The sequence below is a fragment of the Amycolatopsis sp. NPDC004625 genome (assembly GCF_040609695.1).
Classification (GTDB): domain Bacteria; phylum Actinomycetota; class Actinomycetes; order Mycobacteriales; family Pseudonocardiaceae; genus Amycolatopsis.
In genome coordinates this window covers 82,823-103,842 of record NZ_JBEXKX010000012.1, presented here as the reverse complement: position 1 = coordinate 103,842, position 21,020 = coordinate 82,823, and the positions used below count along the sequence as shown (strand labels likewise).

Below are 21,020 nucleotides of genomic sequence, written 5' to 3'. Positions count from 1 at the left end.
ATCCTGCCGCTGAAAGACCCGTCCCTCGTCTCAGGCTCCCGCCGACGTCACCAACGTCATGACCCGCAACAACTAGCTCAGCTGGCCGCCGTGCGGCGTGGTCGGCTGGCCTGCTGGCCCTTTCCTGCTGTCCGAACGTTCCCGAGCCTTTCATCCCGAATGATCCGAAAGCGGCACCTCGCTGCCGTACGAGGTAGCCGGTCCGTCCCAGCGGTCGCGGATGATGATGGCCAGCTCGTCGAGATGCGCCCTGGCATCTTCCGCGGCCTGAGGATCGGCGCTCTCGAAGAGTCGATCAAGCTGAAGGAGCGTGGCGTGCGCCTGGCTGGCGGCCTGATGAGGCGGCGCCGGCTCGGGCGATCTCATCCACGCCTCTCCCCACAGAGCGGACCCGGTCTGGCTGATGGCCGACCGGAAGATCAGCTCCTCCACCTTGTCCACGGTCAGGGCGAGTGATACCGCCCAAGACGTCAGCAGCGCGACGTACCGTTCATAGGCCGACGGCCGCCATTCATCGACGTTCAGGTACTCACGTGCGTGCGTGCCAAGCCATCGGCGGACGACGGCGTCGAGGATCAGAGTGGCGTGCTGGGAGAACGCGGCGGCGGTGACGAACCGCAGGTACTTGGTGCCGAAGGCCACCCCGAGGTAGCGCAGCCGATTCTTGGCGAGGTCGCGAAATGCCACAACTCCGCCGTGATCTTGGGCGATGCGGGCCACCTCGGCCAGTCGTTCGGCTGCGCGGGGGTTGTCGGTCAGTACGCGTGCGGTTCGCCAGGGGCCGTAGGCGACCGGGCCGTAGCCCCAGATCATGGCGGCCAGGAAGGCCTTTTCGGCACCCTCGGCGGTCCTGGCGTGTGTCGCGTGGCGGGTGGCTTCGGCCCGGTCGATCTGCTCGGGCAGGTCGCTGAGGAACGCGTGATGCTGTGGGAAGTACCCGAGCCACGATCGGCGAGACCAGCTCGAAGGTGGCTGCGGCGGCTCACCGCGGTCCCGCCATCGCTGGACGGCGGGCTGTCAACGCGTCTGGAACTGCCGCTTCGGATACGTCGTTCACGCGTCCCTCGTCGATCGCTGATAGCGGGTCGTGGTTGTGCGCTCGGGCCCCTGCGTCGGAGTGTAGGTCTCCGGGCGCTCGGCGTATCGGCCCCGGGCGCGGAAGCGCGAAGGCCGGGCGGTTTCCTGTGGCGACGTCCGAACACGACGGTCGGCAGGTAGCCGGCCAGCTGGATGTCGCGGTGGATTCCATCGATGAAACTCGCCGTGATCCGGCTATTAGCCGCCGTCGCTGCGGGTGACAGTACTATCTGGAGAGGACGGATGACGGCGGAGTGATGACGGGTGGTGCGGCGATGACGGTGTTGCCGGAATGGCTGCAGCTCTCACCCGAGGGCATCACGGTGGCGGACTACGAGGCGCTGCCGGAGGATGTGTGCCGGCGCGTCGAGATCGTCGACGGGGCAGTGGTCGTGCTTCCTGCGCCAACGCGGTCGCATCAGCGGCTGGTCCGGCGTCTCGCGGACGTGCTGGAGGCCGCCTGTGGGCCGGAGCTTGCGGTGGTGACGGGCGCGGATTTGCGGGTCCAGGAGGCGCCGCTGGTGAACCGGCGCCCGGACATCGTCGTCTATGACGCGCAGGTGCCGGATGAGCAGGTATTGCGGCCCGCGGACTGCCGGCTCGTCGTCGAGATCATGTCCGAGGGCTCGGTGACTGCCGATCGGCTGAGCAAACCGGCCGAGTACGCGGCAGCCGGAATCGGGCACTACTGGCGCGTCGAAGGCGGCGAGGGCTCCGCGCCTCGGCGTGTCATCCGACACGTGCTGGACCCGCGTACCCAGAGCTACATGGTTGACGGAGCCGACGAAGGGGCGCTGAGGGTGACCTCGCCGTTTGCCCTGACCGTTGACCTGCGCGCCCTGTTGGGCTGACCGGGCGGCGGGCAAGCCAGCGGCCACAGCGGCGCGCCCACGCCGGTCCACGTCGGCGAGTTCGGGGGTTCGGCCCCAGACGAGCGCCGAGCGGTGAGCGATCACTCTCACGGCGACCGACCGCCGCAGCGGGCAGGAAGCGGTGGTCGCCCTGACTGCCTCGGTCGGCGCCGGGATGTTCCCCGACCAGGGCGATGATCTGACCACGGTGTTGCTGGCCGTCGACGACGCGGTGTACCGCGCGAAGGATCGCGGTCGCGACCAGACCGTCACGGCTTCGACTCACTAGAGCTCTGCTTTCGGTGCGCTGGTCTGGTTGGCGATTTCGGCGCCGCGGAGGTTCGCTGTGGCGAGACAGGTGCTGACGTGGTTGGGCCAGGCCGTCCGATGCGAGGCCAGGTGCGGTCGCGAAGACGGCAGTGCCTCGGCGGTACCGAGCTGCGCCGGCACCTCGGCTTCGACTGGAAACCGTCAGGTGTCCGGATTTACGGTTCCGGTGTCAGCGAGGTGCGGGCCGGAGGTGGACGGGTAGGCTGGTGTGCCCGTTGGACAGGAACGTGGGCAGGGTGGTTAGTTCCTCCGGCGGCACGGCGAGGGTCAGGTCCGGGAAGCGGTCGAACAGCGCCGGGAGCGCTACTTCGGCTTCGAGTCGGGCCAGTGGCGCGCCCGGGCAGTGGTGCACGCCGTGGCCGAAGGTGAGGTGCGGTGCGGCCGGACGGGTGATGTCGAACTCGTCGGCGGTGTCGCCGTGCTGGGCGGGGTCGCGCCCGGCGGCGCCGAAGCTGACCAGGATGGCGTCGCCGCGGCGGATTACCGTGCCGGCCACGTCGATGTCCTCGACCGCGTAACGCAGCGGCGTGTACGGGATCGGTGCCTGCCAGCGCAGCGTTTCCTCCACTACGGCGGTCCAGGACTGTCGCCCGGACCGGACCAGGGCGAGCTGGTCGGGGTGGGTCAGCAGCGCGGTGACGGCGTGGTCGAGCAGGTTGACCGTGGTCTCGTGGCCGGCGGTCATCATTAGCATCAGGGTGTCGACGAGTTCGGTTTCGGTCAGCGCGCCGTCCTGGTCGTCGCGCGCGTCGATCAGGGCGCTGGTGAGGTCGTCGGCGGGCGTCGCGCGCTTCTGCGCGATCAGTTCGGTGAACAGGGCGTACGCCGCCGCCACGTTCGCCTGGGCCTGTTCGGCGGTGATCGCGCTGTCGAAGAAGCCGTCCACGACGTCGCGGATCCCGGCCTGTTTGTCTGCCGGGACGCCGAACAGCCGGCAGATGACCTCGATCGGCAGTGGGTAGGCGTACCGCGCCCGCAGGTCGACGGGTCCGTCGCCGGAATCCGTAACGAGGGCGTCGAGCAGGTCTCGGGTGATTTGTTCGACTTCCGGGCGGAGCGCCTCGGTGCGGCGGGCCGTGAAGGCGGCCGCGGTCAGGGAACGCAGCCGCCGGTGGTCGGCACCGTAAGCGGTGAACATATTCCGGATCGACACCCAGATCCGCAGCGGCCAGTCTTCGGCGATGTCCCCATTGGTGAATGCGGGCCAGTGCTGCACCGCGTCCTTGGACACCCGAGGGTCGGCCAGCAGCCGACGCAGGACGTCGTTTCCGGTGGCGGCCCAGGCCGGAACGCCGCCGGGCAGTACGATCCGGGTGACCGGCCCCCGTTCTCGCAGACGGGCGCCTTCGGCGTGCACGTCGGAGGCGTTGACGTCGAGCGTGATCGGCTGGTCCATTCCCATTCCTCTTACCAGTTCTTGCACGGGCATCGGCCGAATCCGGATACGGGATGCCGACTGCGGGTCAAAGTGCGTCCAGGGTGCAGATCACGGACGCGCCCGTGCCGCGAACGAGTGGCCGTTGTTCCAGGATTCAACTCAAGGCGCGACCCCGCTGGTGGGATTCACCGAATAGAAGAGCGTTTTGAATGTCGCACTGCAGGAAAGTGTGCCACGGCGGCAGTCGTAGCCGAGTGATCGCTGTCTGAGCCGGCCCGGTGACTACGTTTAACCTGGTGAACACGTCTGCGGCGGTGATCCAGCACCTGGCTCCCCGGATCGCCGTTGTGTGTCACCCCCAGGATCGCTCGATCGACTGCATCAATAATTGTGCCATCGCGAGGACGTGGCTCGCGTGCCCTCAACGAGTGAAATGACGCCCGGCCAGCGCTAATCCGCCATCCCGGTGAAGTCACCCGCATGGGGGATATTGGAGACTGGATCAGGTGGACAATCGGTGACCAATGCGGTTTCTTGACAGGGCAATGCGAGTTCCCGTCCGCCCCAGCTACCGGCACGGAGCAAGCTGCAGAAAATTCGTTAGTGTGGGGCGTTCACATCGTCGGACCCGTCGCTCAAGCGCGGTGCGGACGTCAGGTCCGCGCTCTTCCCGATCGGTGCGAGCGAGTCCGCGGGCACGCCGTGCGTGAGCAGATCCCAGCCGGTGCGGTGTTGGTCGAACAGGACGGTGTGCGTACCGAAACGGCTCTCGTGATCGCGCAGGTAGTCGGAGGTGAAGGGCAGCCCGAGGTAGGCATGTCCCTCGGTGCCCCAGGTCGGGTCCTCCACCGTGTCGTCGGGCCGGGCGCACCAGGCGTGCGCGGCCGGGAATCCGCTCGTGTGGATGGCAAATCCTTCGACGTACACCAGGCCGTAGGTCTCGCTGTGCAGGGTCGCGTTGCTGTAGCAGCGCTGTGGACGACCGAGCGGCCGGCCGGGCGGAAGGGGGGCGGGGGTGAACCAGCGGCCGTGTTCGAGCACGAGCGCTTCGATGCTGGCGTGCCGGCGGCCCGGCTGCGACGGGTAGGCGCCGGCCATGGCCCGTAGTAGCCGGGTCAGGTTGGCCTGGGGTAGCCCGAGCGGACTGGCATCGATGTCCGTCATGCCGGAACGCCCGAGGTAACTGCGCCGAGCTCACGCTCGCCGAGGCACGCGAAGTCAGCGGCGGACCTGAAGGATGCTGCAACGACCACGGCGTAGTCCTACGCCTGCTCGCCGACGTACGGGATGGGTTCGAACACTCCGTCGTCCAGCACGCCGCCGGCCGCGAGTGCGCGGTGCAGGTCCTCGGCGAGGTCGGTGGCGTCGGTGCCGGTGTCCTCGCTGTGGCATTCGACGACGAACGCACGGATCACCTCGAGCGCGGACTGGTCACCGGGGTGGTGGTCGTGGCCGCGGACATGCAGGTGCCCGGCCGCGGCGAGCCGTCCGGCCAACAGCGCCGCATCGTCGAGCATGGCGGCGCCGAGGTCCATGCCGACGCTGGCGACCATGAAGTCGCGGATGATCCCGGCTGCACGCGACACGGCCGTCGCTGATTGATCGGCGGCAATCGCCTCGGAGCCGGAGCTCGAGGTCATGACGTCGGCGTGGAGGTAGGGGCGGCTGTCGCGGCACGGCGCGAGCACAGGGTCGTCGGGATCGACGCCGTTGGCGATGGCCATTGCCCGGTAGTTGTCATACAGGGGGCGGTCGCTGGAGACCGCGGTGGCGATGTCGGGGCCGTGCATGCGGACGGCGAGATTGTGGGCAGCGCCGCGGAGGAGGAAGCCGGCGCAGGTCAGCGGCTCGTCGGGTCTGCTGGCGTGACAGCCGAACCTGCGGGTGCCCTGGTCGTAGGTGGTGTGCGCCGAGAGCCGGAAAACTTCCGGCGGGAACGCCCCGACCCGGGATTCGAGCAGCCACGGGCAGGTGGGGCAAGGTTTCTCTTGATAGGCGTTGCCGGCGGGAGCCTCGAGGGTGACCACGCCCCACCCGTCGGCGCCGGGACGTACGAGCACCACGTGGACGTCCGTCGGTGTCGGTTCCATGGTGTCGTCGGGTGTGTTGGACACGTCGGCTTCTCCCTCGGTGGCGTGCGGGCAGTGTAGTGCGTCGCGTCGACGATCTTTCGCCGTTCCGGCGGCGTTGAGAAGCACGCGGAGGTTGAGTCGGAGGGGGGACCGAGTGGAAGAGATCGCGTACGCGCCGAGACGTCTGAGCTCGTCCGCAGAGGAATTGGTGTCGAGGCGAGTCGGGCCGACGGTGGCCTCACGATCTGTGGTGGCGTATTTGCGTGTCGAGATATTTGCGCACCACGTATGACCGTAAGCTCGCGGAGCCACGGCTGGCTCCGTGGTCGAGCCGGCAACGTCTCCGGTGTCCCATCGCGTAGCCGACGGGCGTGACAGGAAGGACGGTGGTCAAGTGCCGCGCGAACCGCGGTATAGCAAGAAAAGTAGCCAACTGGATCGACGCGAGCTCGTGGTCAGCATCAGAGTGAATCTCACGCTGACCACGAGCCATCTCGCGATCGGCCTGCTCCTGGTGCTCGGGGTCTCCCAAACGGGCAAGTACCTGTAGCAGTTGAGTGATGGCGCTCGGGGCGTGATTTGCAGATCGCGTCCCGAGCGTCCTTCGCTCTCTCGAAATTGACGAGATTCACCAAATCTACCATCCACCGTTGCTGATAGGGAGGACGTTAGTAGCTGCGTCCTAGATGGCCTGAACAGGCAATGGGGGAACGGCTGCGGTCGTGCTCTGGGCGAACATGCTGGTCAGGCCATGTCAGGATCGCTCCTGCTGGAGCCGGGCGAGGCCTGCGATAACGAGGTCGTGGTCGGGGCCAGAGCGCGGGGTGCTGTCGGGCTTCCACTGGTTGGCGACGGTGACGCCGGGAGGAACGAGGTCGAGTCCGTCGAGCCACTGTGCCAGGGTGGCGCGGGTGCGGGCGACCAGCGGGCTGGCGCTGTTCTGGTAGAGGTTGATGCAGGTCCGGACCTGCTGGCGTAGCTCGGGCGGGGCGGTTTCGTCGGTGAGGTGCGACAGCGCGAGGTAGCTGCCGCGGGGCAAGGCGTCGCGGTAGGCGGCGACGATGCCGGCGGGGTCATCGCGGTCGGGGATGAAATGCAGGACCGCGATCATCAGCAGCGCGATCGGCTGCTCGAAGTCGAGCAACGCGCGGGTGTCCTGATGGTCCAGGATGGCGCCGGGGTGGCGCAGGTCGGCGTCGATGACCGTGGTGGCGGGATCGTCGCGCAGCAGAAGCCGGCTCTGGGTGACCGCGACGGGGTCGTTGTCGACGTAGGCGACCTTGACGTCGGGAGCGAGGTCGCGGGCTACTTGGTGGACGTTGCCGACGGTGGGGATACCGGAGCCGATGTCGATGAACTGCCGCACGCCGGCATCGACGAGGTAGGTCACGGCGCGGCGGAGAAAGTTGCGGTTGTCCACCGCCATGGTTTTTGCGGGCGGCAGGACCGTCAGAATGCGTTCGGCGAAGGCCCGGTCGATGGGGGTGTTGGTCGAGCCGCCCAAGTACCAATCGTAGGCACGGGCAACGCTGGGCTTCTCGGGATCGACGGGGGAGATATCGGACGGGGTTTCGTCGTTCGACACATACTCTCCCCTCGTCGAGAAATTAGGCTAGCAACCGCAAGATGCAAAAGGCATCCACCACATGGGCGCGGTAGGGGTTCACTACAGCACAGTCACTGCGATGGCCGCACCCGAAACTAATCCGGGTGACAGCGGCACCCTCGACCGTTAACCGTATGCAACGAGCGTCACGCATATGGATGAGGTCGTGTTTTTTCGGGGGACATCGCGTCAAAAACTGACTCTGTGGCCGAGTAACTGGTGTGAGCGTTGCTTTCCCCCGGGTGCGCTACTCCCGTCCCCACAGAATCTGGAAAGGACTACCCCGAGATGTCCTCGAACTGGCCGCCCGTCTTGCTGGTGGCGATGACCGCCGCGCTGACGTGGCGACGTACACGCCTCGCCGCGGCGCGTGTTCTGCGGTGCACCGCGGCGACGTGCCTGGCGTGGTGGTCGCTGCGCGTACTCGCTGCCTCGGTTGTCCCGTCGACGCCGGCGATGGTGCTGCGCTGGCGGGTGTCCGGTCGGGCGCTGACGGTCGTGCTGGGGCCGCCGCTGGGCCAGGGCGCGGAGTGACCGATTCGGCTCAACCTCCGGCCCGCAGACCGTGGACGGAGCAGGACTACCTCGAGTGCTCGACGATCGTCACCGAGAGGCGGAAGGCCTTGACCTCCTACGTCCGCCGGCTGGTGCCGGGCGTGGATCACGACAACGTCGTCGGCGAGGCGCTGTTGGCGCTGTATCAGGGGTGGGACCGCATCGATGGCGACAAGCTGGCGTGGCTTTACCGGGTCGCCCGCAACAAAGCCATGGACGCGACCCGGCACAAGGAGGCCGGGCACGCCGAGATCGACGAATCGGCCGTGGCCGAGAGGGCCACTCCGATCGGGGTGTGGACCCCGCCGAACCCGGGGGAGCGGCTGCTGTTCGTCGAGGCGATCGGCGCGCTGCCTCGCCGCCTGGGCTTGCCGCTGACGCTGCTGGAGAAAGGCTGGCGGGTCGAGGAGATCGCCGAGTACATGGGCATGCCCGTCTCGACCGTCGGCATCTACCTGTCCCGGGCCAAGAGCTACCTCAACCGCCTGCTCACCGCCGCCGAGGACATCAGACCAGCTCACCGATCGGAAAGGAGGGACCGATGACTCCGTCGGCACCCATGCCCACCAGCCCCCCACCCGGCCGCCGCGACGCGGAAGTTCCGGTCCCGGCCACCGTCCACGACCGCGCGACCGCGCTGCTGGCCCGCATCAGCGCCTTCATGATCGCCGCCGACGACCGGATCAGCGACCCGGCGGCCGCCGCCGACGTCGAGGCGGCGGTGCGGGACGCGCGGAACCCGGTACTGCCGGGACTGGTGCTCACCGTCGACGACGCCATCGATTTCGGGCACCGCTGGTACGCGGCGCTGACCAGCGACGCCTACCTGCAGATCCACCGCAGGTTCGCCGAGCAGCAGTTCGGGCGATGGACCGCGGCGATGCTCGCCGCCTTCGGCGCCCCCATCCTCGATCCGCGACGCCGGCTGGGCCCTCCGGGCGAGCTCCCCGCGCCGCCGCGGATCGGCTACGAACTGGCCTACGTGCACAAGCTGCCCGCCGCCGCGCTCGGCACCTGCGTGGCGCTGCTGTCGGACCTGGCCGCCGAATACACCCCCGGCGCGACCCGCGCGGTCCGCACAGCGGTCGTCGGCGCCTTCGCCAGCGGCTTCGGCGAAGGACTGCAGGAACGCGTCCGGGACGAGCAGACCGCGCTCACCTCCGCGTTCCTGCACCTCAACCCGGCCACCGGCCGCGGTGACAAGCCGGCGGCGCGGCGGTTCCGGGCCGCGGTCGCCGACACCGTCACCGCAGTGCTGGCCCTCGACGAGCACGGCGGCATCCTGGAGGCCAACACCACCGCGCAGAACCTGCTGGGCCGCACACTGGCCGAGCTGCGCGGGCTGACCTTGGCGGAACTGGCCGTGTGCGCCGACGACGCCCAGGAGATCACCCGCGCCGCCGAGGCTCTGCGCGGCGCCGGGCCGCACCTGCCTGCTGCGCAGGTGCACGTGGAGTTCCGCATCACCAGCGACACCCACCCCGGCACCCGCTGGCTCACCGCGACCCTCGGCCGCGCCGGCGGCACCCAGCGCGGCTACTCCGTCGTGCTGGAAGACGTCACTTTCGTCCGCGGTCTCGAGCACGGGATCGACATCGAAGCCGCCACCGGCCTTTTGACCGAACAGGCTTTCCGTGCCCAGACTGCCCGGATTCTCGCCGAGACGCCCGAGCGGGCCGCGCTGCTGACGATCCGGCTGTCCGGCTGGGCCCACCTCGACCACGTCCTTCCCCAGGATCTGCGCGCTGGGCTGCTCGGCCAGCTGCACACCCGCATCCGCGCCGCCCACGATCCCGCCCGCCACCGCCAGCTCGTCGGCCGCAGCGGCGACGAGGTCTTGGTCCTGCTCTACGACTTCACCGATTGGTCCACCGTGATCCGCCTGGTAACGCAACTATCGGACTGGCTGCGCGATCCCGTGCACCTCGACGCCCACCAGATCCGGCTCCGCCCGCGCACCGGCATCGCCCAAGCCCGCCCCGCCGACACCCTCGACGATCTGCTGCGCCGCACCCGCCGCGCGCTGCACGACCCCGCCCACGCCCGCGCCCCCTGGATCCACGCCGACCCCATCACCCAGCCCGCCGCCGGAGATGATCAGCGTCAGGTGGAACTGCTGGCCGAGCTCACCAGCGTCTTGGAGGCCGGCACCCTCGGAGTCGACTACCAGCCCGTTCGCACTCCGGTCGGCTGGCTGGCCGCGGTCTGCCCCCGCCCGTACTGGCTCAGTCCCACCAGCGCGCGCCGGGAACTGACCGACATTGCCGAGCTGGCCGAGCACACCGGCCTGCTCGCCGCCGCCCTGCCCCACGTGCTCACCATCGCTGCCCGCGACACCACCACCTGGGCTGCCGGGGGGCGCCCGACGCCGGCAGTTCTGCTCGGGCTTCCCGGCGCCACCGTCCACGACGACCTCCTGCTCGACACCTTGGTCACCCACGCCGCCGAGACCGGCCTGCCGGCCGGGCGGCTGCAGCTGGCCATCCCCGCCCGCGCCCTCACCGGAGCCCCCGCAGTCCTGCGCCGGCTGCGCGAACTACCCACCGGGCCCGCCGGGATCCGTCTGGCGCTGACCGACGTTCTGGACGATCACGTCCCGATCCAGGCGTTCACCACCGTCCCGTGGGCCTCGATCGGCCTGACCGCCGCCACCGTCACCGCACTGACCACCACCCCGGCCGGCACCACACCCCTGGTCGCCGCGCTCACTACGATCCGCGCGTTCGGTGCGCAAGCACTCACCGACATCCCGGCTGAGCACCCGCCGCACCGCGGCTTCGACCTCTACCAGGACCCCGAGATCCTGACCGCCGATGCGGTGCTCCGCCTGTTCGCCAAACCGGGGATACGTGCGTGAGCGGACACGGAAGTGAGCGGCCGTATCCCCCGCGCAAGCGACCCCCGCTCGGGCTCAGCACGTTGCGGAGCCAGGGCAAACGCTTGAGAGTGATCATGGTGGGAGGGACGCATCATGACGAGCCAGAACGCAGATACCGCCCGCCCGGCAATTCGGCAGGCGATGGTGACCGCGCTGCGGGTGATCGCGGTTGTCGCCGGAATTGGAGTGTGCGGGTGGGTCGCGCTCTGGCTCGCCTTCGCCCTCTGACCTTCGCGTGTCTGGCTCAGTGGCGGTGACGGACGTGCGCGTCCAGCTCAAGACGGTCCTGCGCGTGCCCACCGACGTCGGCGACCGTACCGACGTGGAATTGGAACGGCGGGCCCGGGCCAGCGATGTCGACGCGTTCGGGGAGCTGGTGCAGCGGTATTGCGCTGCGGTGGCCTACGTGATCGGTTCTCGGGTCGGTGACCCGGTCGAGGCGGAGCGTCGAGTGATCGAGGTGTTCTGCGCGACGTGGCGCGACTTGCAACGCCCGCTGTGTTCCCGGCGTGGATTCGTCGGCGTGCTCGGCCACGCGCTCGCACAGAGCGTCGCCGACCTCGACCCGCCTGCTGTCCCGTGACTCGGGCTCGGCGGCCACTAGGGGGAAAGTTGGGAAACGAGGCGTTTCCGGCCGCCGAGCTGGGTACGTTGTGGGCGCGGGCCCGGTTGTTACCTCCCCCCTCGATGACCGGGCCCGCCTCCTGAAGGTGCTTGCCGTTCACCGGCTGGGCTGCTGAGCCGATCACCACCAGAAGCCGTTGGCGGCTGTCCGTGCGGTGACCGACGCCGACGTCGACTTCACGGCGGGCTTGATAGAGCCTCGGGAAGCTGGATGCTGATGCTCACAAGCATTTCCCGGACTCGGGCCGCTGACCTGAGCTGCCAGAACGATCAAGCCGGTTGCGGCGGCGGCCACGGCCAGGGTGATGAACGCTCGGCGCGAAGTCGAGGGCAGCCGCGACCAGGTGCGCGTCGAGTCCGCACTCATCGCTTCACCTCGCTCCGCCGGCGCACGAGCGCAGTGATCGTCGCGCGGTCAAGCAGAGGAGGCAAGATCGCCGGCCCAGTAGGGCTAGCGTCCTCGGCGACTGGGGCTGGCGGGCGGGGTGAACACGGCCCGGTCGTGCCGGCGGCACAGCAGGCGTACCCGGTGCTTTCGGCCGGGTAGGCGCTCGCCGGACACCGCAGGCTGCTGGCAGATCCAGCAAAAGCCGCCGGCGGCGGGAACTCGCTGAACTCCCACCTCGCGCGGCGCGGTCTCGCTCATGGCGATCATCCTCGCGTTGGCCGGCATGATCGCGCGCGGGCAGCCATCCGATCGAGCGACCGGCTGCAGTGCAGGCCTCTGGAACGCCGCCCGGTGTCGGCTTGATTTCCGCGCGGGCCGCTGGTCCGGTACAGGCGGCCGGGGATACCAGTCAGGTGCCCGACGCGTCCTGCTCGCCGTCGGCCATGTACGCCACGATCCGGTCCACCGAGGCTTCGGCTGACGACGTGGCGGCGAGGACTTGCTCGCCGGGTATGTCGAGGCGTCCGCTCGCTGCGTACCAGCCGCGCATGTCCGCAGGAGTGAATTCGCCGGCTTGGGGGCGGGTGGCGTGGCGGCGCACGGTCTCGTCGAAGGGCACGTCGAGGTAGAAGAAGCTGGTGCGGCCGCGGTGGTCGGCGGCGAGCTGGCGCAGCATCGGCCCGTATCGGGCTGCGGTGAGGATGCCTTCGAGGATGACGTGGTAGCCGGCGTCGAGGCTGAATCGGCAGACCGTCGCGATAAGCGCGATGTTCAGCCCGCCAGCGACGTCGTGCTCGCGCAGGATGACCCGGCGCAGGACGTCCTGCTGGACAAGTGCGACGCCGCGGCCGAGGCGGGCGCGGACAGTCGTGGCGACCGTGGTCTTGCCGGCGCCGGACGGGCCCCGGAGCACGACCAGCTGGGTGCGCGGTGAGCCCGTCGGCCCGTTCGGCGGCTCATGTGGCGTGGCAGCGGCAGGCGCGGCTGCGCGAGCCCCGATTGATTCAGCATCAACGGGCTTGGGGTGCGGTTCGTCGCTTCGCGCGGTCACGATGCCACTAGTACCGGATGAGTCGGACGGCGGTGGACAGGACCGCTTCATCCGCGTGTGTCCACGCGATGCCCGGGTCTCGCGGGTGGTGCCGAGCGGTGCAGGAATTCGCGTCGGCGGTTTACGCGCAGGCTTGGCGCCACTGCAGGGCGGCGCGCCAGGTCGCGATCAAGGCTTCGTCGTCGGCGAAGGTGGGTGAGGCGCCGAGCGGTACCCACGTCCGCTCTACCGGCCGCCCATCCTCGACGTGCACCACGCAGATCCCGGGGTAGCGCAGCACCTCACTGTCGGGCTCGGCGGAGATGCTGACGTCGCGGCTGGTCACCACCAGCTGCACTTGCCGTTCACTCATCACGTACCCGCCCGCTTTGTACTCGACAACATCGACGCGCACAGATCACCATCTGTGGCACGTTCTCCTCTTGTCCGGCTCGAATCGCCTGCAGAATGCGGTGGCGGGCCTGTTGGCGGGACGTCGATGACTTTCCGTCCCGAGAAGACCGAGAGCGCGTCGTTCGGCCGCGCGGGTTCTGTGGAGTTGTTGCGGACTGGGCGGGACAGGGCCTGAGGCGGCGGCAGTCTCGGGGGAGGAAAGCTGCCGCCAGCCTCAGGTCCGCGGCCGAAGCCGCAGTGCCGATGTCGACCAGCCGTTCTCGGTTGTTACTACGTCGACGCGTCGGCGAGGTGTCCCTGAATCTGTGCCGCAACGAAGGTTTCGCCGGCGAACGCGCCGTCGGCGGGAGGCCGGGCAGGGTGCCGGACTCGCCCTCCACGCCAGCCCGGCACGTCGTATCTCCTGGTGGCGGACGCGGGCCTCCCAACCGTCGAGGAGAGGGTCCCCGTGCGCGGCTCCCGACAATCGCTCACGCCGGTGAAGGCCGCATGTGAGCGTTGCGTCGACGAGAGTGCAGATCATGAACACCCGGCCGGGGGATGTTGGACAGCTACGCGAAGCGATGGTGCGAACCGTCATGCAGGCGGGACCTTCAGCGGTGTCCGCCGCCGAGGGCATGTGGTGATTAGCGATCGCGGCCGTTCGTCAGGTGGCGCCGTGCGGGATGAGAGTTAAGGCGCAGTGCAGGTGGGCACGGAGCTGGGCTTGGGGTCGCAGGCGAGGGCGATCGTGGAGGACATCGACCGGCAGATGGCCGCGCAGGAACAGTTCATCCGCCGGAACGAGTGTTGGGACCAGGTGCGCGCAGCGGCCGACGGCGCGTCCACCACCATCGTCGTTCCCGACCACGTGCCGGCCGACCTGCATCACGACACGCGTAGCAGTATCACCGCGTTGGCCATCCGCCGGATCTGGGCGTCCAGCCGGGTCGTCTACGCTCTGCATCCGCAGATGCTGGCGGAACTGGCCGACAGCAGTTCCGAGCAGCTGCCCGGCCCGATCTTCAGCTACCTCCCGCACACCAACCCACTGGTGATCTTCCCGGCGCCGATCCCGACCACCACCCCAGACGGCGCGCGTGCGCAGATTCTCGGCTTCTACGTCTTCGGCAGCGTCGGCCAGGCGCGGCGCCTGTGTTCCAGCCACGACGACCCGGTCAACGTGCTGCTCTACCTCTGCAGCGAAGAACCCGACACAATCGTCGTGCGGCCCGCCACTCAGCGCCGTTCCAAGGGCAAAGGCCTGAAACCCGCGAAACCGGCCCGCATGATCAAGGTTGGCTGGCGGTTAGGGCCGGCGTTTCACACCGCCCGCCGCGTCGCGACCGAGGCTCCCGCGGAAACCGGCGACGGCCGACGGCGGCCCACACCGCACCAGAGACGTGGACACTTCCGCACCTACTGGACCGGGCGCGGGCGCACCACCCCGATTCTCCGATTCATCAAACCCTTCTGGGTGAATCTTGACCTTGTCACCGACCCGGCGAACGGCGCCCCCGAACACAAGGTCATCGCCGTCGGACCGCGACTGGAACCGTAGAACCGGGCACGGTTCGCGCACCGTAACGGTCACCGCGCAGGCGGCCCGCGCGGTTCGGCCGCATCGAGGGCCGTTCAGGCGCACACCCAGCCCGGACCCACGACATGACATCGGCTGACTGAATATCGGTCGGCCCGACCTCAGCGATGGGGGCTCTGAGATGGGCTGGACCGCCGTCCGCGGCTGGCCCGGGAGATCGTCGAGCCGGAGCTCCCATAGGAGCCAGGTTTCAGTGAGACCAATCCACCGAGCCAGGTCTTACCAATCTGAGTCCGCGCTGGTCGAGAGAGGATGCATGCATCAGATGCATCGAGACAGGACATCCAGGCCGCGGCGAGTGGAGGCGTCACCGCGCTGACCCGGGATGCGTCACTTAGGCACTGCCGAGCACGGACGCGGCGGTCGTCCGGTCGGCATCATCCGTGGCGAGGCCTCCACTCCGGCGGCGGGCAGACGGAGACGGTGAGCGGACCGCCACGCCGGTAACAAGTCGGTTGCGGACGAAACCGCGAGTGTCACAGTTCGCCCAGCGGCGCCGACCGTTGTAGATGTGACCGAGGGATACGGGCCACCCGTCGATGCGGCTGCGCGGCCCGGTGGTGCCGAGCTTGCGTTGGCGGCGGACCGGCTGGCGGCTAAGATCATCGACGGCCTTGTGTCGGACACCATCGAGTTTACCCCGCCGTTGCATCAGTTCCTCGATCGCCGGGCCACCACCTTCGCCGTCGTCGCGCCCTGGGGCGCGGATGAGTCCGTCCTGGTCGAGCAGTTCCAGTTCATGTCGTTATGGACCCGTGAGCGCGGCGATCCTGTCGCGGTGCGCGTCCCCCTGGAGACGTGGCGGGCCGGCCGTTCCCTGGAGTCGTGGATCATCCGGTTCCTGGCCAACAAGTTTTCACTCGCGCACACGACGGCGTGGTCGCTGGTCAACGCCGCCCTGGTGTACCCGATCGTCGAGGATGTGGACGAGCTGGCCACCGGGTTGCGGGAGCAGTTCCTCGCGGCTGTGCGCGCCACCGCGTTCCCGATGCTGCTGACCAGCCGGTTCGCCGAGTTCGTCCGAGACTTCCCGAGCGTGCACCTGAGCCCCTTGACAGCGGCGGACCGGCTCCGCCGCTGGCCGAAGGTCGCCGGCGCCGTGCGTGACGATCCGGCCGCTCCGCTGGCTGCGGTGCTCGACGACCCGGTGGGCCGCGAGCTGTTCTTCGCGGTGCACGAGGAGGACAAGCACGACCCGGCCCTGCTGCTGGACCGGAACTTTTTCCCCGACCAGCGGGCGATCGAGCGCCACCTGGCCGCCGAGCTCGGTTCTTCGCGGCTGCTGCTCCTGCGTGGTGTCGCGCAGTTCTCGGCGGCTGCGGAAGACGGGTGTGTCGCGTGGTGGCGTCTCGCGGACTCCGTGTCTCGCCAGACCTTCCTCGACTTCACGACTGTCGTGGCGGTCGCCACCGGCTGCGCTACCGCGCTGGCGGTGTGGGCGGCGGTGCCGAAACTGCCGCTGTCGGCCGCCGCCGTGGTCGCCGCCGTGGTCGCGATCGTCCTGGCGATGGCGCTGTCGTCGCTGGCGCGGCCCCGGTTCCCGCAAGCAGTTGAATGGTCCCGGTGGCGGCGCGCTTCGACGGCCTGGCTCGCCGGCGCCCCCGGTATGGGTCTGGCGGCCGGCGTCGTGTCGGTCGTGGCGGGTTTGCACTGGACGAGCCTGATCGGTGCAGTCCTCACCGGACTCTGCGTGGGTGTCATCGGAGTACAGCGCACGCTGCTCGTCGAACGCGGCGACGAAACCCTGCTTGACGCGCCCGCCCTGGTACTCGCGCAGGACCGCGCGCCGGCTTTCCTGCGCATCTTCCTGGCCATGGCGGCCGCCTTCTTCGCGACCGTGACGTGGACCGGCACATCCAAATTCGATGTCCTCGAGGGGATTCTGCTGCTTACTACACCGCTGGCCGCCGCGGTGCCGATGACGGCGGGCTCCACGTACTTCCGCTACAAGATCGCGGTCGGGATACTGAAGCCGGGCAGGCTCACCGGCCACGACGCCGTCGGGACGCTGTCCGCCGTACCGAGACTCGTGCGCCGCGACGGCGGTCTGTTCGTCTTCCATGATGCGGCTGTGCGGGAACACCTGGCGGAACTGCGGCTCGAACCGGCCTACCCCTCGGTTTGGGACCCGGCCGAGTTCGTCCTTGCCAAGCGCCACGGGATGGCCGAAACGGCGTGCCGCGACGCCGACGTGGCCGGCGCGATCAACCTCGAGGAGTACCGCGGCTTCGTCGACCGGATCGCCGAGGACATCAAGGGAAACCGGACGGCCCTCCTCGCATCGACCGCGGCCGCCCGGCAGAGCTACGCGACCGCGAAGCGCCGGTACGCCGAGTCGGTGCTCAAAATCCCGATCGACGCCGCCGTTGGCATCGAAGAAGTGAGCCGGCAGCTTCCGCTCGTCGGGGCCACCGCCGCGTCGATCGTGCCTGCCGCGTTCGTGCTCGACCGCGTCGGCCTGAGCTGGACGAGCACCGCTGGCGTGGTCCTCGCAGCGGCGGTGCTGACCGCGCTGGTGAGCTGGCCTCTGCGGCGATCGTCCGATCCGATGCTCCGCCTGGCGGCCGCTGGAGTCGTGCTCGGCAGTCTCATTGCACTCGCGTTCAAACTCTCCCTGCGCTTCCAGGCAATGCCACCGGTCATGGGGACCGTCCTGATCTGGCTGGCCGCCGCAGTCGGCGTGGGTTCGTGGCTGGCTTGGGGCCTGACCGGGTGGTTGCGGTCGCTCATCGCGAAGGTGCGCTCCGACAGCCCCGCCGACTGGCCGTCGAACGGCTTCACCACCTGGACCGAAACCGCCCGGGCCGACGCCGAAGCCGCGCTCGACGCCTGGCTTGCGGCGATGGTCGAACGCGGGGTGGCGCCGCTGGTGGCCGAGCGCCTCAACCGGATCCGGCAACGCTCCTACGACCGGGAACTGCCCGACGCCGACGTCCGGAAGCTCGGTGACGTCACCGATGTCGCCCAGTACGTCCCGACCGACACCAGCGGCCGGCTCGTCCGCACGCTGAAGTCCATGACCCGCGGCGCGATCGGGATCAGCGGACCGCGCGGAGTGGGTAAGAGCACCGTGCTCAAAATGTTCGGCGAACTGAACTTCGGCACCGACCGCGACGACCTGGCCCTCGTGGTACCGGCGCCGACGAACTACGGGTCACGCGACTTCCTCGTGCACCTCTACACGACGGTGTGCACCAGCGTGCTGGCCGCCGCGCCCGAACCACGGCGGCGTCGCCGGCGGTGGCCGTGGCTGCTGGCGTCCGCGATCGGGGCGATCGGCACGGCGGTGGCCTGGCAGTGGCCCGCGCTGGTCGGCGCTGTGCACTGGGTGCCGCCGAACTGGCGGACGGTGGTGATGGCCGCCGGGCCGGCGGGCACCGTCGTTGCGCTGGTCGGCTGGCACCGGGCGGGCACGGCACGCCGGGAGCCCAACGACGACCTCGTGGTCGAAGCCCGCCACCGCCTCTCCGGCCTGCGGTTCGTGGTCACCACGACGGTCACCCGCAGTGCCGCGCTCAAACCGCCGGCCATGGCCGAGTTCGGCGGCTCGCTCGCCATGGCCCAGGCCGCGCAGCTCAAGACGCTGCCCGAACTGGTCGGTGAGTTCAGGAACTTCCTTTCCCTCCTCGCCCGCGGGCATCGGGTGCTCATCTGTATCGACGAACTCGACAAGATCGCCTCCGCACCCGAGGCCGAACGGATCCTCAACGACCTCAAGGCCCTCTTCGGTATCGAGAACTGCTTCTTCCTGGTGGCGGTGTCCGACGACGCGCTCGCAGGCTTCTCCCGCCGGTCGCTGACGGTTCGCACCGCGTTCGACTCGGCGTTCGACACCGTGGTCACCGTCGGCCGGTTCGAGCTGGCCGAGACCCGGCGGCTGCTCGTCCAGCGGGTTTCGGCGCTGCCCGAGCCGTTCGTGTGGTTGTGCCACACGATGTCCGGCGGCCTGCCCCGCGACCTGAACCGCGCTGTCAGGGAGTTGTACGACCTCAGCGCCGCACACCGCGAGAAGGATCTCGCCACGCTGAGCCGCGAGATGATCCACGCCGACCTCGACGCGGTGGCCGACGCATTGTCGGTGCGGCTGGCCGATCGGTTCGACGGGCCGGCGATCCGGCTGCGCCAGCACATCCTCAACGCCCGCCGGCTCCCGGCGGAGAACGCGGCTCTCCTGGCCTACCGGCCCCTGCGCTGGACCGCCGACGCCCCCGACGACCTCACCGTCGTCTACGCCCAGTTCCGCTGCTACCTGGCCTACGCGGCAGCGATTCTACGGGCGTTCGGCGACAACGCGGACGCCGTGGTCGCGGCGCTGCGGGAAACCGATGCCGATGCCGTGCGTTATCTGGTCCAGGCCCGAGCGTGGCTGCCCCTGGACCCAGTCGCCGCCGCGGCTTACGTCGACGATTGGCAAACGTTCGAGAGAGCAGCGCTGAACCGCGCGCCGTGAAGCACCGCCAGATTCCTAACGCCGTCATCGCGACACCACGGGGAGGCTCACGGGTTTGGGAAGCTGGGCCGGCTGGTCACCGGTCTGGCCGCTGCCGACTGCTCAGCGGATGAGCGTGGCGAGCGTCTTGGTGGCGATTTGGGCGTCCGGTGCCTGGTGGTGGGCGAGTTCGAGGACCGTGAAGTCCCCCGCCGTCGCCGGGTTGGGGACTGCGAGGACGGTCATCCCGGCTGCGTGGGCGGAGCGGATGCCGGAAGCGGAGTCCTCGACGGCCAGGCAGTGCCCTGCCGTGTGTCCGACCTTCCGAGCTGCGAGCAGGTAGGGGTCCGGTGGGGGCTTGCCGTGCTCGACATCCTCCCCGGCCACCACCACTCGCAGGTGCGGGCGGACCCCGAACGCGGTCACCGCCGCCTCAACGTAGCGTCGCGGGGAATTGGACACTACCCCTTCCAGCCTCGCCGCCGCGGCGACCAAGTCCTGCGCGCCGGGTAAGGGGGCGAGTGCGCCGATCATGCCGTCCACACACTCGTCGACGACGGCCTCGGCGGTGAGTCCCGGACAGCGCCGTGCGAGGTATGCGCTCCAGTGCCGGGTGCTGGCGCCCTGAAACGCCGCCCAGTCCGCCGGAGTCCACCGGTGGCCGTAGCGGCCTGCGACGTCGGCGAGGACGCAGGTCCAGGCCCCGGCGCTGTCGGCCAGCGTCTCGTCGAGGTCGAACAGCGTCGCGGCAAGCAGCAGCCCGCCACGACCTTTTGGCGGACGTGCTGCGCGATCTGCTCGACGGACACGATCTTCAGCCAATGCCCCTCGGCCAGTCCGGTCGGCCCGTCCGCAGGTCTGCGATGGCGGCGACGGTGTCCTGGCCGGACTGGTGGGCACGTCGGGCCGCGGCAACCGCCGACTGCCTCATCCAAGCCAGCGGAAGACCGTCCCTCTTGATCAACTCGCCAAACCTTCCGAGCCTCACCCGATCTTGTGAATGCGGCCCGTCCGCACCAGCAGTTTTGGTCGACCGCGTGGTCGATGAGTGCCGAAGGATCGCTCGCGCCGCGCTGCTTGTCGTCAGGGATGTTAATGTTACCCTGAATCTTTGTCCCCATTCGTCCGTGGAGGAATTGTGGTGTTGCGTCGATTGGCCCCGCATGTCGTCCAGGTGGCTCTGCCGGCCGTGGCAGCATTGTTTACGTTCGTGCTCAGTCCGGCATCGGTTGCGCAGGCATCGACGACGACCAGCTGTGCCACCGGGTGGGTGATCAGTACGGCCAACTTGCCGTTTCCTCACGATCCCACGCTGCACCTGGGCACTTCGTGTTCCGGGTTCTCCGATGCGGGGGCGCCCTACGTTTTCAACGTCGCCTGGTTGAATGTCATTTTCAATGGACCTCCCTATAACTCTCCGTTTTACAACGTACCCGCGACCTGCACTTCGTACTCATACAGTGGAACGTCTTTGACGGCGACGGGGTGCACCTATCCCTTACCTCCCTACGGACGGTGACGCAGATAGAATCGGTCATCGAACGCGGGCCGTTGCTTCCGGGCTGGAGTGGCTGGGTGGTGGGAAACAGAACGGGGTCGAGCAGGTAGGGCGGCGCGCGCCCTTGCGCCTACGCGGCAGGATCGTGCCCGCCACGCAGGTGAGCATTCCGTTCAGGCGGTGTCCGCACGCAGGGCGGCGGCCAGCCATTCCTGGACCGCCGCCGTCCGGTCCTGATCCGGCGTGGGCGGTCTGTCGGGCGTTGATACGCGCCCGGCGGTGTTGCGCAAGGCAGGGGATGGCGAGCGTCG

Annotated in this window: 16 protein-coding genes and 1 pseudogene; 9 read left to right on the top strand and 8 right to left on the bottom strand. The window is 69.0% G+C overall.

Going from position 1 to position 21,020, the window contains the following annotated elements; translation table 11 throughout:
• Positions 1-150 precede the first annotated feature (150 nt).
• Positions 151-966: pseudogene (locus tag ABZW17_RS16185) on the bottom strand (hypothetical protein); the annotation flags it as partial.
• 386 nt (positions 967-1,352) lie between these two features.
• Between ABZW17_RS16185 and ABZW17_RS16180 the strand changes: the two are divergent.
• The gene (locus tag ABZW17_RS16180; protein WP_354813976.1) at positions 1,353-1,928 is read left to right on the top strand and encodes a Uma2 family endonuclease; all 576 of its coding nucleotides are present in this window, start codon (positions 1,353-1,355) and stop codon (positions 1,926-1,928) included.
• A 142-nt stretch (positions 1,929-2,070) separates the two neighbouring features.
• Positions 2,071-2,217 (top strand): hypothetical protein, encoded by a 147-nt coding sequence (locus tag ABZW17_RS16175; RefSeq protein ID WP_354813974.1) that lies wholly within the window; start codon positions 2,071-2,073, stop codon positions 2,215-2,217.
• A 210-nt stretch (positions 2,218-2,427) separates the two neighbouring features.
• On the opposite strand, the gene ABZW17_RS16170 is transcribed toward ABZW17_RS16175, so the two are convergent.
• From ABZW17_RS16170 to ABZW17_RS16155, 4 genes are all read right to left on the bottom strand, one after another.
• Positions 2,428-3,654, bottom strand: coding sequence for a cytochrome P450 (locus ABZW17_RS16170; RefSeq protein ID WP_354813972.1), 1,227 nt, complete (start codon positions 3,652-3,654; stop codon positions 2,428-2,430).
• Between the two features lie 582 nt (positions 3,655-4,236).
• On the bottom strand, positions 4,237-4,800 hold the full coding sequence (locus ABZW17_RS16165) for a hypothetical protein (protein WP_354813971.1): 564 nt from the start codon (positions 4,798-4,800) through the stop codon (positions 4,237-4,239).
• A 98-nt stretch (positions 4,801-4,898) separates the two neighbouring features.
• Complete coding sequence (locus tag ABZW17_RS16160; RefSeq protein ID WP_354813970.1) at positions 4,899-5,750, bottom strand: DUF6283 family protein; 852 nt, start codon at positions 5,748-5,750, stop codon at positions 4,899-4,901.
• A gap of 712 nt (positions 5,751-6,462) precedes the next feature.
• Entirely contained in the window at positions 6,463-7,293 is an 831-nt protein-coding gene (locus ABZW17_RS16155) for an SAM-dependent methyltransferase (RefSeq protein ID WP_354813968.1), read from the bottom strand.
• A 309-nt stretch (positions 7,294-7,602) separates the two neighbouring features.
• Here ABZW17_RS16155 and ABZW17_RS16150 point away from each other — a divergent pair, with 309 nt between their 5' ends.
• The 5 genes from ABZW17_RS16150 (at position 7,603) to ABZW17_RS16130 (ending at position 11,330) form a co-directional block, all read left to right on the top strand.
• The gene (locus ABZW17_RS16150; protein ID WP_354813966.1) at positions 7,603-7,848 is read left to right on the top strand and encodes a hypothetical protein; all 246 of its coding nucleotides are present in this window, start codon (positions 7,603-7,605) and stop codon (positions 7,846-7,848) included.
• Complete coding sequence (locus tag ABZW17_RS16145; RefSeq protein WP_354813964.1) at positions 7,845-8,414, top strand: sigma-70 family RNA polymerase sigma factor; 570 nt, start codon at positions 7,845-7,847, stop codon at positions 8,412-8,414. Before ABZW17_RS16150 ends, ABZW17_RS16145 begins: the two co-directional genes overlap by 4 nt.
• Positions 8,411-10,726 (top strand): PAS domain S-box protein, encoded by a 2,316-nt coding sequence (locus ABZW17_RS16140; RefSeq protein WP_354813962.1) that lies wholly within the window; start codon positions 8,411-8,413, stop codon positions 10,724-10,726. Before ABZW17_RS16145 ends, ABZW17_RS16140 begins: the two co-directional genes overlap by 4 nt.
• Positions 10,727-10,840: 114 nt before the next feature.
• On the top strand, positions 10,841-10,975 hold the full coding sequence (locus tag ABZW17_RS16135; RefSeq protein ID WP_354813960.1) for a hypothetical protein: 135 nt from the start codon (positions 10,841-10,843) through the stop codon (positions 10,973-10,975).
• A 34-nt stretch (positions 10,976-11,009) separates the two neighbouring features.
• Positions 11,010-11,330 (top strand): hypothetical protein, encoded by a 321-nt coding sequence (locus ABZW17_RS16130; protein ID WP_354813958.1) that lies wholly within the window; start codon positions 11,010-11,012, stop codon positions 11,328-11,330.
• A gap of 838 nt (positions 11,331-12,168) precedes the next feature.
• On the opposite strand, the gene ABZW17_RS16125 is transcribed toward ABZW17_RS16130, so the two are convergent.
• The gene (locus ABZW17_RS16125) at positions 12,169-12,672 is read right to left on the bottom strand and encodes an AAA family ATPase (protein ID WP_354813956.1); all 504 of its coding nucleotides are present in this window, start codon (positions 12,670-12,672) and stop codon (positions 12,169-12,171) included.
• Positions 12,673-12,931: 259 nt separating this feature from the next.
• Entirely contained in the window at positions 12,932-13,162 is a 231-nt protein-coding gene (locus ABZW17_RS16120) for a hypothetical protein (protein WP_354813954.1), read from the bottom strand.
• 771 nt (positions 13,163-13,933) lie between these two features.
• Here ABZW17_RS16120 and ABZW17_RS16115 point away from each other — a divergent pair.
• Positions 13,934-14,743, top strand: coding sequence for a hypothetical protein (locus ABZW17_RS16115; protein WP_354813952.1), 810 nt, complete (start codon positions 13,934-13,936; stop codon positions 14,741-14,743).
• 655 nt (positions 14,744-15,398) lie between these two features.
• Positions 15,399-19,232: a hypothetical protein gene (locus ABZW17_RS16110; RefSeq protein WP_354813950.1), complete on the top strand. Its 3,834-nt coding sequence runs from the start codon at positions 15,399-15,401 to the stop codon at positions 19,230-19,232.
• Positions 19,233-19,334: 102 nt separating this feature from the next.
• On the opposite strand, the gene ABZW17_RS16105 is transcribed toward ABZW17_RS16110, so the two are convergent.
• Complete coding sequence (locus ABZW17_RS16105; RefSeq protein ID WP_354813948.1) at positions 19,335-20,033, bottom strand: HAD family phosphatase; 699 nt, start codon at positions 20,031-20,033, stop codon at positions 19,335-19,337.
• Positions 20,034-21,020 lie beyond the last annotated feature (987 nt).

Excerpts from the sequence above, each read along its gene's own strand:
- ABZW17_RS16180 (WP_354813976.1), top strand. The coding sequence starts at position 1,353 with ATGACGGTGTTGCCGGAATGGCTGCAGCTCTCACCCGAGGGCATCACG.
- ABZW17_RS16170 (WP_354813972.1), bottom strand. The coding sequence starts at position 3,654 with ATGGACCAGCCGATCACGCTCGACGTCAACGCCTCCGACGTGCACGCC.
- ABZW17_RS16165 (WP_354813971.1), bottom strand. The coding sequence starts at position 4,800 with ATGACGGACATCGATGCCAGTCCGCTCGGGCTACCCCAGGCCAACCTG.
- ABZW17_RS16150 (WP_354813966.1), top strand. The coding sequence starts at position 7,603 with ATGTCCTCGAACTGGCCGCCCGTCTTGCTGGTGGCGATGACCGCCGCG.
- ABZW17_RS16140 (WP_354813962.1), top strand. The coding sequence starts at position 8,411 with ATGACTCCGTCGGCACCCATGCCCACCAGCCCCCCACCCGGCCGCCGC.
- ABZW17_RS16135 (WP_354813960.1), top strand. The coding sequence starts at position 10,841 with ATGACGAGCCAGAACGCAGATACCGCCCGCCCGGCAATTCGGCAGGCG.
- ABZW17_RS16120 (WP_354813954.1), bottom strand. The coding sequence starts at position 13,162 with ATGAGTGAACGGCAAGTGCAGCTGGTGGTGACCAGCCGCGACGTCAGC.